The sequence below is a fragment of the Streptomyces sp. NPDC002104 genome (assembly GCF_053593795.1).
In genome coordinates this window covers 101,838-114,381 of the sequence record NZ_JBSFDF010000012.1, presented here as the reverse complement: position 1 = coordinate 114,381, position 12,544 = coordinate 101,838, and the positions used below count along the sequence as shown (strand labels likewise).

The window sequence follows — 12,544 nt, the reverse complement described above, 5'->3', positions numbered from 1 at the left end:
CGGGCTCAGCGTCCGGCCCGACCACGGACGCGGGCTCGGGTGCCGGGTCGGAAGGGGACGCGGGTGCCGCATCGACCGCGGGAACGGACTCGGGCGCCGTCCCAACCTCAACCCCGGCCTCGGCCTGGGGCTCGGGCTCGGGCTCGGGACTGGCTGCCGGGACCGAAAGGGACGCAGGCGCCACATCGGGTGCGGAGACGAACCCGGCCCCGGCCCCGGGCCCGGGCCTGGCTGCCCGTTCGGACGGGGACGCAGGCGCCGCATCGGGCGTGCGCACGGACTCGGGGGTCGGCCCGTCCTCGGCCCCGGCCCCGGCCTCGGGCTTCGGCTCGGCCTCGGGTGCGGAGCTGGGTGCCGGGTCGGAAAGGGACGCAGGCGTTGCGTCGGGCGTGGCCGTCGGACCGGAAGCGGTCGGCGCGGGGCGCGGGTCCGGAGTCGGTGCGGGCGCCCGGTCCGGCCGGGGGGTCGGGGCGGGGGTCGGTGTTTGCGCATCGCGCGGCCCCGGCGTCCTCGCCGGGTGCTCGTCCCTCGTCGCGCCGGGCGTCTCGCCCTCCACCGGTACCGCCGTCATGCCGTACACCGCCTTGCTCGTGCCGTTCTGGATCTTCGGCCAGTCTCCGTGGCCCATATGCGCAGGTGATGCGCACTGGATGACCAATTGGTCACAATCCCCCGGCCGTACCGGAGGCCGGGACCCGTCATCGAACGGTCATCAAACGATCACGCCTCCATCATGAGCGCCCCGTTGAATCGCCGTTCCCCCACGCGAAGCACCACCCGGAACCGGACACCGCTCATGCACCCCAGCAATCCCAGTGACCCCAGTGGCCCCAGCGACCCCAGCGCACCCCACCCCCCGGCTCCCCCGCGGCGGCGCCTCCTCCTCGGCGGTGGCGCCGTGTTGCTCACGGCGGCCGCCGGGTCCCTGCTGGCCGGCCGGTCCACCGGCGCCGGACCGGGCGGGGACGACCGTGGCCGGCGGGCGGGGAAGGCTGTCGCCTCGCCGGCCGCCTCGCCCGCCTCCGGGTGGATGCCCGGGGTGGCGAGGATGCCGCTGGAGCGCAACTTCGTCCACGGTGACCGCGACGCGCAGCGCGGGCTCGTGCTCCATGTCCAGGAGGGCGAGGGCTCCTTGTACGAGCGGTTCAACATCCCCGGGATCAAGACCTCCTCGCACTTCTGGGTCTCCCTGGACGGGGAGACGGAGCAGTACGTGTCCGTACTGGACCGGGCCTGGGCGCAGGTGGAGGGCAACGGGGGGTGGGCCTCGGTCGAGACCTCCGGTTTCGCCGCCCGCCCGCTCACCGAGGCGCAGGTCGAAGCCGTCGCCCGCATCTTCGCCTGGGGCGCCGGCGCGCACGGCTGGCCGCCGGCCGTCAGTGGAAGCCCGGAAGTGCCCGGTCTGGGCGTCCACTCCATGGGCGGCGCCGCGTGGGGAGGCCACGCGTGCCCCGGTGGCCTCCGGTCCGGTCAGCGCGCCGAGATCGTCCGCCGGGTCCGCGGGCGTGTCCCCGCGGCGAACTCCCGGCCGGGGTGACCCGGTTCGGGGAGCGCCTCGGCTCATCGGTAGCCTGCGTCTCATGACGCGCGCCTGGAAACTGCCCCTGCAGCTCGTGCTCGGCGGCTCGGCCCTCGCGGTGGGGCTGATGTTGATGGGGAGCACCGTCACCGCGGCGGTGCTGCTGGTGGTGTTCGTGGTGCTCGCGGGCGTGCATTCGCCCCTCGTCTTCCCTAGGCCGGTCACCGCCCTGGAGGCGCACCGCCGCAGCGCGGCCGACGGCCGGCCGGTGGTCCTGTGGCGGCCCGGATGCCAGTACTGCATCCGGCTCCGCCTCCGGCTCGGCCGCAGCGCCCGCCAACTGCACTGGGTCGACATCTGGCGCGACCCGGCAGGTGCTGCTGCGGCCAGGGAGGCCAACCAAGGCAACGAGACCGTCCCCACGGTCATCGTGGCGGGCCGGCCGCACACCAACCCCGATCCCGCGTGGGTGCGCGCGCAGCTCACTCCGCCCGCCTGAGCCGGGGTCAGGGTCAGGGGTCAGGGGTCAGGGCTCAGGGGGCGGGCCGGGCGGGTGGGTGCAGGGCGAGCAGGGCCGAGCGGTGGGAGACCCAGCCCAGGAGACGCAGGCGTTCCTCGTCGAGTACGGGGAGTCCGTCGCCCTCGCTCGCGGCGAGCAGCGGCAGCGCCTCCTGGAGGGACTGGCCGCCGAGCAGGGCCGGCGGGTGGTCCCGTACCGCCTCCACGGGTGTGTTCTCGGCGAGTCCTTCGTGCAGGGCCCGGGAAAGGGCGAGCGCGCCCACCGACCCCGTGTAGTGGCCGTGCCGGTCGACGACCGGGAGGCGGCTGGCGTCCGCCTCGATCATCGCCGTGACCGCCTCGCGCAGCCCGGTGTCGGGCGCGAGCGCCGGCGGTGGTGGTCCCATGGCGGCCCGGACCTCGATCGCGGCCGGGCCGGTGAGGTCCAGGTCGACGCCGCGGCGGCGGAGTTTGGCCGTGTAGACGGTGTCGCGGCTGAGGGCGTGGCTGACTCCGGTGGCGACGGCGATGGCGACCATCAGCGGCAGGATGATGCCGTACTCGCCGGTCAGTTCGTAGATGATGACGACGGCGGTGATGGGAGCGCGGGCCGAGCCCGCGAAGACCGCACCCATCCCGATGACGGCGTAGGTGGTGGCCGAACCGGTCACTCCGGGGGCGAGGCCGTCCATCGTCTGGCCGAAGGCGCTGCCGAGCATGGCGCCGATGAAGAGGCTGGGTGCGAAGACGCCGCCCGAGCCGCCGATCCCGATGGTGACGCTGCAGGCGAGGATCTTGCCGACCAGCAGGACGAGCAGGAAGCCGATCGCGTACCCGCCCACCGCGGCCTTGCCGAGGACCGGGTAGCCGACCCCGTACATCTCGGGCAGTGCCAGCAGGATCGCGCCCAGTACGATGCCCCCGGCCGCCGGGCGGAGCCATTCGGGGCGGCCGTGCCAGACGGCGTCGCAGAGGTCCTCCACCCCGTAGAGCACCTTGGTGAAGAGCACGCCCACGGCTCCGGCGACCGCGCCGAGCAGGACGTACAGGGCGTACGCGGCCAGTTGGCCGGCGTTCACCGGCACCAGGTCCAGGAACCGCTGGTCGCCGAGGGCCGCGCGTCCGATCACGCTGGCGGTGACCGAGGAGACGGCGACCAGGCCGAAGGCGCGGGCCGTGAAATCGCGCAGGATCAGTTCCATCGCGAAGAAGACGCCGGCCAGGGGTGCGTTGAAGGTGGCGGCGATGCCACCGGCGGCGCCGCAGGCGACCAGCAGCCGCATCCGTTCCTCGCGCATGCGCAGGAGGGATCCGGCGGTGGAGCCGAGGGCGGCCCCGATCTGGACGATGGGGCCCTCGCGGCCCACGGATCCGCCGCCGCCGATGCACAGCGCGGACGCGAGCGATTTCACCACCGCGACCCGGGGCGGGATCCGGCCACCCTGGCGGGCGACCGCGTACATCACCTCGGGGACCCCGTGGCCGCGCGCCTCCTTGGCGTAGCGGTAGACGAGCGGGCCGTAGAGCGCGCCCGCGACCACGGGCGCGAGCAAAACAAAGTACGGGCCGAGCCAGGGCACGTACGGGTTGTCGGCGTGGCCGGCGGAGGAGTAGTCCTCGTGGCCGGACAGCGCCCGGGTGAAGACCTCGATGAGCCAGCGGAAGCCCACCGCGCCGAGTCCCGCCCCGGCGCCCACGAGGACCACGGGCAGCAGCATGGCGGCCTGGGTGCGGTTCAGCGCCGCGCGGGCCGCGTCCGCCGAGAACGCGTACGAGAACGGACCCATCTCCACTCCTCAGGAACCGATCCACTGCCGATCGCGCGCCCCGGCCCCTGACCACGATCCCCCGGACCCCCCATCCAACGGGCCGTCTCCCGCCGGGTCCCGGAGGCGGGCCGGAGGGACACCCGCCCGGCGTAGGGCCCGCCCTGGAACCGGGAGGGGACCGGCAGAGGAGCAGGAGAGGAGCAGGAGAGGAGGAGCAGGGGCGGAGCAGAGGACCGGGCACGGGCGGTGCGCCGTGCCTGGCCGAAGGCCGACCCCCGTCCGTTCCCGGTCCCGTACAGTCCCAGTCCGTGCTGCCGCCGGCCCGGCGCGGGCGGCCGGCGAACGGGCAAGCGGACGAACCGACCCACGGACGACGACCGGACGAACAGGGGAACACCGATGGCCATCGAAGCCGGTCCTGTGGGCCGCCTCAGTCCCCCCGTCCCCGAGCTGGACCCCGCCGTCGTGGCGCGGTGGAGCGCGGGCGGCGGCCAGCTCGTCGAGCTGCTGGCCGAGGTCTGCGGACGGCTCGGCGGGGTCGGCGCGTTCCGGCTCGGGGACGAACGGCCCGGCGGGCGGCCGACCGTGCTGGTCACCGGTCCCGAGGCGATCCAGCACGTGCTGGCCCTGAATCCGCAGCGCTACGTCAAACGCTCGCACCGCGCCCGGCTGCTGGTCGGCGAGGGCGTGCTGTCCGCGACCGGTGAGGCGTGGAAGCGGCAACGGCGGCTGCTGCAGTCCCAGTTCACGGGGACCGGGATGCGCCGCTACGAGCAGCGGATCGCCGGGGCCGCGCGGACCGCCGCCGGACGCTGGGCCGCGTACGCCCGTACCGGGGAGGTCTTCGATGTCGGCGAGGAGATGCGGCGCTTCGCCCTCGACACCATCTGGCGCTCCCTGACCGGCCATCCGCTGGACGCCGACACCGACCGGGAACTGGGCTCCGTCGCGGCCGTGGTGGCGGCGCTGCCGACGCTGCCCGCCGATTCGGCCGGTGCCGGGGAGGCGGTCGCCGCCGATCTGGCGCGGATCGACGCCGTGGCCCACCAGGCCATCGCCGCCGCCCGCGGGGGCTCCGCGGGCCCCGACGGGCCGGGGCTGCTCCACCTGCTGGTGGAAGCCTCCGCCGAGCGGCCCGAGTACACCGACCGGCTGATCCGCGACGAGCTGGTCACGCTGCTGGTCGCCGGGCACGAGACCACGGCCACGACGCTGACCTGGCTGTACCTGCTCCTCGACCGCCACCCCGAGGCCCGCGCGTGGGCCCTCGCGGCGGGCCCCGAGGGCTCCCCCGAGCGCCGGGAGGCGATCGGGGCCCTGGTCGGCGAGACGCTGCGGCTGTACCCGTCGGCCTGGATCCTGCCCCGGCACGCCGCCGAGGACGACGTCCTGGCGGGCTTCGCCGTCGAGGCGGGCACCGATGTGGTCGTCTGCCCCTACCTCGCGCACCGGGACCCGGTGCTGTGGCCCGATCCGGAGCGCTTCGACCCGCGGCGCTTCACCGCGCCGGGCGGGCGGCCGTCCGTCCCGGGCGGGTACGTGCCCTTCGGCATCGGCCCCCGGGCCTGCCTCGGGCTGCAGTTCGCACTGCGCGAGTCGACGGTGCTGCTCGAGCACCTGCTGCCGGCCCACGAGCCGGCCTTCCGGTCCGTCCCGGACAGGGCCGCCTACAGCATCACGGTCCGTCCGGACGGACCGACACCGGCCACGCTCACGGGCCGGCCCTGACCGGGGTCAGCGCCGGCGGTGATCACCGGCGGTCGTCAACGGCGGTCGTCACCGGGGTCAGCGGCCCCGGTCCTGACCGCGCTCGTCACCGCGGTCAGCGCCGCCGGGCCCGCCGGCGCGCCCCGACCATGACGCCGGCGATGACCAGCAGGCCCGCCGCGGCGGCGCCCAGGCCCGGGCGCAGTCCCTCGGGGGTGTAGGAGCACGCCACCCGGTCGGCGCCGCCGGAGCCCAGCGGGATGCCGAGCAGGCCCTGGTACGAGAGCGGGGCGCGGGCCGGGCCGCCGTCGACCGAGCAGGTCCAGCCGGGGGACGCCGTGGTGCCCAGCACCGCGGTGCCGGTCGAGCCCTTGGGGAGCCGGGCCTCGACGGTGTGCCCGCCGGCCGTGACGCCGGTGGCGCCGCCGGCCTTCAGCCGGGTCACGGCCGTGTCGAAGGCGGTCTCGTCGAGGCAGCCGAGCGCGTCGGGCGGCAGGACCTGGCCGTCCTTGGGGGTGCGCACGGAGAAGGTGAAGCGGCCGTCGGCGCCCGCCTTGCCCAGTTCCTTGGTCGGAGCGCTGACCGCGGGGGGCCTGGCGGAGAAGCTGTCGCGGCGGCCGGTGGCGTCGGCGCGGGCGGTCGCGTTCAGGTCGGGTGCGTAGAGGAAGGCGCGTGCGCCCGGGGTGCACTTCCCGGTGAACGTGGCCCAGTTCTCCGGGCCCTCGCCCGTGCCCTTGGTCAGGGGGAAGCCCTTCCCGGGCGCCGGGGCGGATCCGGCCGGGGCTCCGACGCGGGTGAGCGGGGGCACGGTGTAGACCTTGGCGCCGAGGGCGGCCTGGCGCCGGGCCCAGACGGAGCCTTCGGGGGCCCCGTACGCCTGGTCGCTGCCGGCCGCGCGGACGGTGACCAGCGGTGGGGCGGGCAGGGTGCGCACGGTGACGCGGTCGGTGCCGGCCGGTTCGAGGACGGTGCCGACGCCGAGCAGGGCCCGCAGGACCGGGTCGTTCGCGGGCCACAGGTGGCGGCCGCCCATCCCCTGCCCGAGCCCGAGGCCGCGCAGCGCCGTCGCGGTTTCCACGCTGACGTAGCTGCTGTAGTAGGAGCCGCCCTGGCCGCCGACCAGGATCGCGTCGTTGTTGGTGACGAAGATCCCGGGTCCGGCGTCGGCGCGGGTGGCGGGCCAGTTGCGCTGTGCGTCCAGCGCCTCCTGCGCGTTGCGCCCGAGCTCGGTCATCGTCTGGGGGCGGCTGGGCCCGCGCCGGCGGGGGTCGTTGGCGACGGCGTTGCCGTAGACGGTGTAGGTGGTGCCGGCGAAGACCGAGAAGGCCAGCAGCAGCATGACCCCGATGCGCAGCGGGCGGCGCAGCCCGCGTGCGTAGAACAGCAGGAGGACGGCGGTGACGGCGCCGCCGATCAGGACGCCCTTGAGGGCGTGCCGGTTGACCGCCGGGTAGTCGTGGGTGGCCAGGACGATCAGGGCCAGTAGGCCGGCGCCGCCGAGCAGGGCCCGGGGGCGGGGCATGTGGGCGAAGCAGATCCAGGCGGCCATCGCCAGCATGCCGCTGAACACGAAGGACTCGCGGAAGGGGGCGCCGTGCGGGAGCGCCCCGCCCTGCCAGAGCTTGGCGGTCGGGACGAGGACGAAGGAGAGCCCGGTGAGCACGATGAGCGAGAGCCAGGCGAGGCGTTCGCGGACGTGGACCTTCGTCTGGAAGGGCAGGGTCAGGACGAGGAGGAGGACCAGCACCCCGGCGTAGACGTTCGGCGCGGGCGTGATCGGGTGCGTACCCGGTATGAGCATCGACAGGAAGGTCAGCGGGTCGGTCTTCACGCTGACCACGTACAGCTCGGTGGGCTGGGCCCGCTTGTTGGCGAGGGCGCACACCAGGATGGCGGGGGCGGCGAGGAGCAGTCCGGTGCCGGTCATGGTGGCGGCCCGCCACAGCGCCCGGCCGCGGGTGCGCCAGTCGGTGTCGGCGAGCAGGAGCCGTACGAGGAAGACGAGCGCGGTGGCCATGGTGGCCATGGCGGCGGTGTAGAAGTTGGCGTACCAGCACAGGGCGAAGAGGAGGCTGCCGAGGACCCAGCGGCGGCCCGTCAGACACCAGTCGGCGGCTATGCCCAGCATGGGTATCGCGACCAGGCCCCAGGTCCACATCGGGACGATGGTTCCCTCGGTGACTCCCCAGCCGCAGACGGCGTAGCCCACGGCGAGCAGGGAACGCAGCCAGGGCGAGCCGGGGCGCAGGCGCCCGAGGTACACGGTCATCAGCGCGGCGGCGAGGCCGATGCTGAAGAGGCTGACGAGGTAGGCGGAGAGTTCCGCCTGGTCCCGCGGCACCACGCCGGCCACGAGGGAGAACGGATTGCCGAGGTAGGTGAAGAAGTCGCCGAGGAATCCGACGCCGTACCCGCTCTGCCAGTTGAACAGGAGGTCGCCCTGGGCATTGCCGTGCAGGAGGTCCCAGAGGTGCGTGTGGAACGGGACGTATTGGTGGCGCAGGTCGTTGGTCGCGCGCGGGATGGTGCCGAAGGGGTACACGCCGCGGGCCGCGAGCCCGGCGCAGTAGGCCCCCATGGATATGAGTGCGGCAACGAGAGCGGAGAGGAATGCGATATTCCGCTTCACCCCGCCCACCTGGGCCCCGGCCTCTCTGCGACGTCCCGTCGAGAGGGGTTTTCCAGCGGGCGGCAGCGAAGTGGCGGTCATATATGTGGCAAACCCTCGTGCGTGACGTATCGGCCACAGTCAGGCCGCCGATCCACGCACCCTATGTACACCACCGAAAAATTCATGCATCCGAAGCAGCAAATATGATCGCTATCACGGGAAGGTACGGTTCAGGTGGCATTAAAAGGGACAATTAGCCGCGTTTCGCCCATCCCGCGCTCGGGTGAGCCCACGGCCCGGGCAGGGTGCCGGAACCACCGGATCCCGTAGGCTCGACGGATGGCAAAGTACTTCGACGTACACCCCGAAAACCCCCAGCCCCGCGCCATCGGCAGCATCGCCGACGGCATCCGCGCGGGCGGGCTCGTCGCCTACCCGACGGACTCCTGCTACGCGCTGGGCGCCCAACTGGGCAACCGTGACGGGGTGGACCGGATCCGGTCCATCCGGCAGCTCGACGACCGCCACCACTTCACCCTGGTGTGCGAGAACTTCGCGCAGCTCGGCCAGTTCGTCATCATCGACAACGACGTCTTCCGCGCGATCAAGGCGTCGACCCCCGGCAGCTACACCTTCATCCTTCCGGCGACGAGGGAAGTACCGCGCCAGCTCCAGCACCCGAAGAAGAAGACGGTCGGCGTGCGCATCCCCGACCACGTCGTGGTCCAGGCGCTGCTGGCCGAGCTCGGCGAGCCGCTGCTGTCGAGCACGCTGCTCCTGCCCGACGAGGCGGAGCCGATGACGCAGGGCTGGGAGATCAAGGACCGGCTCGACCACGTCGTCGACATGGTGGTCGACTCGGGCGAGTGCGGGACACAGCCGACGACGGTCATCGACTTCTCCAGCGGCGAGGCCGAGATCGTCCGGCGGGGCGCGGGGGACACCACCCGCTTCGAGTGACGCCGGACGGGTGGCGGGCAGGCCGGGCCTGCCCGCCGCTGATTGGTGGGCCGGGACCGCCTGTCAGGTGGCCGGGTGCAGGACGGGCTTGAGGCCGTAGTCGAGCTCGGAGCCGTCCACGAGGAGTGCTTCCACCGTCCGGGTGACCGGATCGATGTCCGCCTCCATCCCGTCACCCGAGTAACGGGGATAGCCGGAGGCGCCGTTCTGGCCGGTCGGTGCGACGACGCCCGAGCGGACGGCGTCGTCGGCCGACCCCTCCACCACGTGTTCGGGCACCAGCAGGATCTCGAAGCTCTGCGGTTCGGTACTCATCCCCCGACGCTAACCGGGTCCCGCGGATCACGCCGTGCGGCGCCGCCGTCGATGAGCCCCTGGAGTCCGGGCGCGTACAGGTCCGCCAATCGTCCGGGCGGGGTACGGGTGCCCGCGCCATCGGGCCGGTGCAGACTCAGCGTCGCGCCCAGGCCCAGCAGCTGGCCGGCGATCAGCTCGGCGCGCAGTTCCCGGTCGGCGCCGGCGAGGCGGGCCGCGAGGCGGGCGGTGACCTGTTCGCGGAACCGCTCGCGCAGCAGGGTGCGCTCGTCGTCGATGCCCAGGGAGAAGACCACCCGCAGCAGCGGGTCCCCGCGCAGCTCGTCGCGCAGCCGCACCATGGTCAGGACGAGGTGGCGGCCGAGTACGGCCGGCTCCACGGCGAACAGGGCGTCGGCGGCCGGCTGGAAGTCGGCGACCGTGTTGAACAGCCCCTCCTTGCTGCCGAACCGTTTCACGATCAGCGACGGGCTGACGCCGGCGTCGGCGGCGATGCCCCGCAGGGTGACCTCGGCGTACGGGCGCAGGGTGAAGGCCCTGCGGGCGGCGCGGACGATGGCGTCGCGGCCCGACTCCTCGGCGGTGCTCATGTGCCCTCCCGGAGCGCGGGCGCGGACTTCGTCAGCCCGACCGTACCGGTCCGCGCGGACGCGGCCGGTCTGCCCCGCGGCAGGCAGAGGGCCGCCGCCAGCGCGGCGAGCGCGGCGCCGCCCGCGATCAGGAAGATCAGCAGGTAGGCGTGCAGGGTGGGGGCGGTTCGTCCGCCCGCCAGGAAGGTGACCTGGGCGAGCACGGCCGCGACGACGGCGCTGCAGCAGGCCTGGCCGACGGAGCGCATCAGGGTGTTGAGGCCGTTCGCGGCGCCCGTCTCGGTGACGGGCACGGCCCGCATGACGAGCGCGGGCAGCGCCGAGTAGGCCAGCGCGGTACCGCAGGCGACCACCGTGGCTCCGGCCACGATCAGCCAGAGGGCGTGGCTGGTGAAGAAGCGGACGAGGTAGCCGAGGGTCATCACCGCCGCGCCGAGGGCCAGCGCGGTCCGGGGTCCGTACGCGGCGGAGAGCCGCGCCGACACCGGGGAGAGAGCGACCATGGCCAGGCCGCCGGGCAGCAGGCACAGCCCGCTCACCACGAGCGAGGCGCCGAGCCCGTACCCCGTGCTCACCGGCTCCTGCACGAGCTGGGCGGTGACCAGGGAGTTGGCGTAGAAGGCGAAGCCGACGAGCAGGGCCGCGACGTTGGTGAGCAGCACGGCGGGGCGCGCCGAGACGCGCAGGTCGACCATCGGGGAGGGGGTGCGCAGCTCGTGGCGCGCCCAGAGGAATCCGACGGCCGGGGCGGTGGCGAGCAGGGCGAGCGTGGGCGGTGCGGTCCAGCCCCAGTCGGCGCCCTGGGTGATCGCGAGGAGCAGGGCCACGAGCACGGCGGCGAGGCCGAGGGTGCCCGGTACGTCGAACCGGCCCGCGGTGCGCACCGGGGATTCGGGGACGGTCCACAGGACGAGGAGGACGTCGAGCAGTCCGAGGGCCGCCGAGGCCCAGAACATGGTGTGCCAGTCGAAGCGGTCGACGACGAGGGCCGCCACCGGGAGGCCGATCGCGGCGCCGATCCCGAGCGTGGAGCTCATGAGGGCGACGGACGGCAGGACGCGTTCGGGCGGGAGTTCGTCGCGGATGATGCTGATGCCGAGCGGGATGACGGCGAGCGCGGTGCCCTGCAGGGCGCGGCCGGCGATCAGGACGGCGATGTCGGAGGTGACGGCGCACAGCACCGACCCGGCGGTGAGGACGCCGAGCGAGGCGAGGAGCACGCGGCGTTTGCCGTACATGTCGCCGACGCGGCCGAGTACGGGGGTGCAGACGGCCCCGGTGAGCAGGGTGACGGTGACCAGCCAGCCCGCGGCGGCGCGGCTGCTGCCCGTCAGGTCCGGGATGTGCGGCAGCAGGGGGACGACGAGGGTCTGCATGACCGCGACGATGGCCCCGCAGAACGCCAGGACGGCGACCATCGGGCGAGGGCGGGGGCGGGGACGAGGCAGGGGACGGGGGTGCGTCTTGGTGGGCATACGGCTCCCGAACGCTGGTTCGGCGCAGAAGGGTGCAGGGGGGGGTGCACGCGCGTTCACCCCCAGGGTAAACGCGTGTGCACCCCCATGTCCGCCCCTCGGGGGCACCGGATTGCGGCCACCGGGTTCGCCTACGAGCGCCGCGCGCCGTCCCCCGGCGGTACGGCCGCCTCGTTGGCGGGAGCCGAGGGGTGGCGCAGCAGACCGCGCGCCCAGCGTTCGTTCAGGCCCGCGAGGAAGCCGATGGCTCCCCAGAAGAACCAGGTCCTGACCAGCGCCCCGTGCCCGTCCACGGAGAGCGGGCCGGGCCCGCACAGTTCGGCCGGGGTGGCGGGCGGGGTCAGGAGGGTGAGGATCCCGCCGGCGACGAGGAGGTAGAGCGCGGTGGCCAGGAACCAGCCGACCACCACCCGGTACCAGCCCTCCTGGCGCAGCGCCCGGGACAGCTGGACCGGATCCACGGCCGGAACGGCCCCACCGGGACCGTCGTGGCTGTCGCGACCGGCTCGGCCGGCTCGGCTGTCGCGGCTGTCGCGGATGAGCTGCCGGGGATCGCGCAGCCGGACGATGACGCTGAAGACCGCGCCCATCGCGCCGCCGGCGAAGCACACCAGGGCTCCCGCCAGGGCGAGCTGCTCCTGGCAGCCGAGGCGCACCCCGAAGAGCCGGGGCAGCCACTCCCCCAGGGCGAAGACCACGAGCAGGATCACCGGGCTGATCACGATCCCGCACGTCAGCCCGGTGTTCAGGCCGCGCGCCCCCGCGGTGGCCTTATCGGCCTCCAGCCGCGCGCCGGCCAGCGCGACGGCCGTCTCCAGCCGGGCCACGTCGGCCCCCTGGGCCACCGCGCGCAGGGCCCGGAGCAGTTCGTCCGTGACGGCGACGCGCGTACGCCGCTCGAAGGCCCGCTGCGCGGCCGTGTGCAGGCCGTCGAGGCGGAGCATCAGCTCCGGTTCGGCGCACCACAGCTCCCGCAGCCGCTCCGGCTCGATGCCGGGCACGTCTTCCAGCGCCCGTATCTCCCCGTCGGCCGCGCCGTCGAACCACTCGCGCGCGTCGCGCAGCATCGGCTTCCCCCATTCGCACAGCAGTTGTACCCG

Annotated in this window: 10 protein-coding genes; 4 read left to right on the top strand and 6 right to left on the bottom strand. The window is 74.1% G+C overall.

The features are described 5' to 3' along the window. Positions 1–898 precede the first annotated feature (898 nt). Together ACWCP2_RS13735 and ACWCP2_RS13730 are read left to right on the top strand one after the other, a co-directional pair. Positions 899–1,537, top strand: coding sequence for a peptidoglycan recognition protein family protein (locus tag ACWCP2_RS13735; protein WP_450908761.1), 639 nt, complete (start codon positions 899–901; stop codon positions 1,535–1,537). 43 nt (positions 1,538–1,580) lie between these two features. Further along, positions 1,581–2,018 carry a glutaredoxin domain-containing protein gene (locus ACWCP2_RS13730; RefSeq protein ID WP_450908760.1) on the top strand — a complete coding sequence of 146 codons (438 nt, stop codon included), beginning with the start codon at positions 1,581–1,583 and terminating at the stop codon, positions 2,016–2,018. A gap of 34 nt (positions 2,019–2,052) precedes the next feature. On the opposite strand, the gene ACWCP2_RS13725 is transcribed toward ACWCP2_RS13730, so the two are convergent. Next, positions 2,053–3,735 carry a chloride channel protein gene (locus tag ACWCP2_RS13725; RefSeq protein WP_450908817.1) on the bottom strand — a complete coding sequence of 561 codons (1,683 nt, stop codon included), beginning with the start codon at positions 3,733–3,735 and terminating at the stop codon, positions 2,053–2,055. A 450-nt stretch (positions 3,736–4,185) separates the two neighbouring features. On the opposite strand from ACWCP2_RS13725, the gene ACWCP2_RS13720 reads away from it, so the two are divergent. Continuing rightward, complete coding sequence (locus ACWCP2_RS13720; RefSeq protein WP_450908759.1) at positions 4,186–5,514, top strand: cytochrome P450; 1,329 nt, start codon at positions 4,186–4,188, stop codon at positions 5,512–5,514. A gap of 94 nt (positions 5,515–5,608) precedes the next feature. On the opposite strand, the gene ACWCP2_RS13715 is transcribed toward ACWCP2_RS13720, so the two are convergent. Next, positions 5,609–8,071 carry a YfhO family protein gene (locus ACWCP2_RS13715; protein WP_450908758.1) on the bottom strand — a complete coding sequence of 821 codons (2,463 nt, stop codon included), beginning with the start codon at positions 8,069–8,071 and terminating at the stop codon, positions 5,609–5,611. Between the two features lie 372 nt (positions 8,072–8,443). On the opposite strand from ACWCP2_RS13715, the gene ACWCP2_RS13710 reads away from it, so the two are divergent. Beyond that, entirely contained in the window at positions 8,444–9,064 is a 621-nt protein-coding gene (locus ACWCP2_RS13710) for an L-threonylcarbamoyladenylate synthase (RefSeq protein WP_450908757.1), read from the top strand. Positions 9,065–9,127: 63 nt separating this feature from the next. On the opposite strand, the gene ACWCP2_RS13705 is transcribed toward ACWCP2_RS13710, so the two are convergent. The 4 genes from ACWCP2_RS13705 to ACWCP2_RS13690 all read right to left on the bottom strand — a co-directional run bounded on the left by ACWCP2_RS13705 (position 9,128) and on the right by ACWCP2_RS13690 (position 12,511). Further along, on the bottom strand, positions 9,128–9,379 hold the full coding sequence (locus tag ACWCP2_RS13705; RefSeq protein ID WP_450908756.1) for a hypothetical protein: 252 nt from the start codon (positions 9,377–9,379) through the stop codon (positions 9,128–9,130). After that, positions 9,376–9,969 (bottom strand): TetR/AcrR family transcriptional regulator, encoded by a 594-nt coding sequence (locus ACWCP2_RS13700; RefSeq protein WP_450908755.1) that lies wholly within the window; start codon positions 9,967–9,969, stop codon positions 9,376–9,378. Before ACWCP2_RS13700 ends, ACWCP2_RS13705 begins: the two co-directional genes overlap by 4 nt. Continuing rightward, the gene (locus ACWCP2_RS13695; protein ID WP_450908754.1) at positions 9,966–11,387 is read right to left on the bottom strand and encodes an MFS transporter; all 1,422 of its coding nucleotides are present in this window, start codon (positions 11,385–11,387) and stop codon (positions 9,966–9,968) included. The genes ACWCP2_RS13700 and ACWCP2_RS13695 overlap by 4 nt, the downstream gene beginning before the upstream one ends. Positions 11,388–11,575: 188 nt before the next feature. Beyond that, positions 11,576–12,511 (bottom strand): hypothetical protein, encoded by a 936-nt coding sequence (locus ACWCP2_RS13690; protein WP_450908753.1) that lies wholly within the window; start codon positions 12,509–12,511, stop codon positions 11,576–11,578. Positions 12,512–12,544 lie beyond the last annotated feature (33 nt).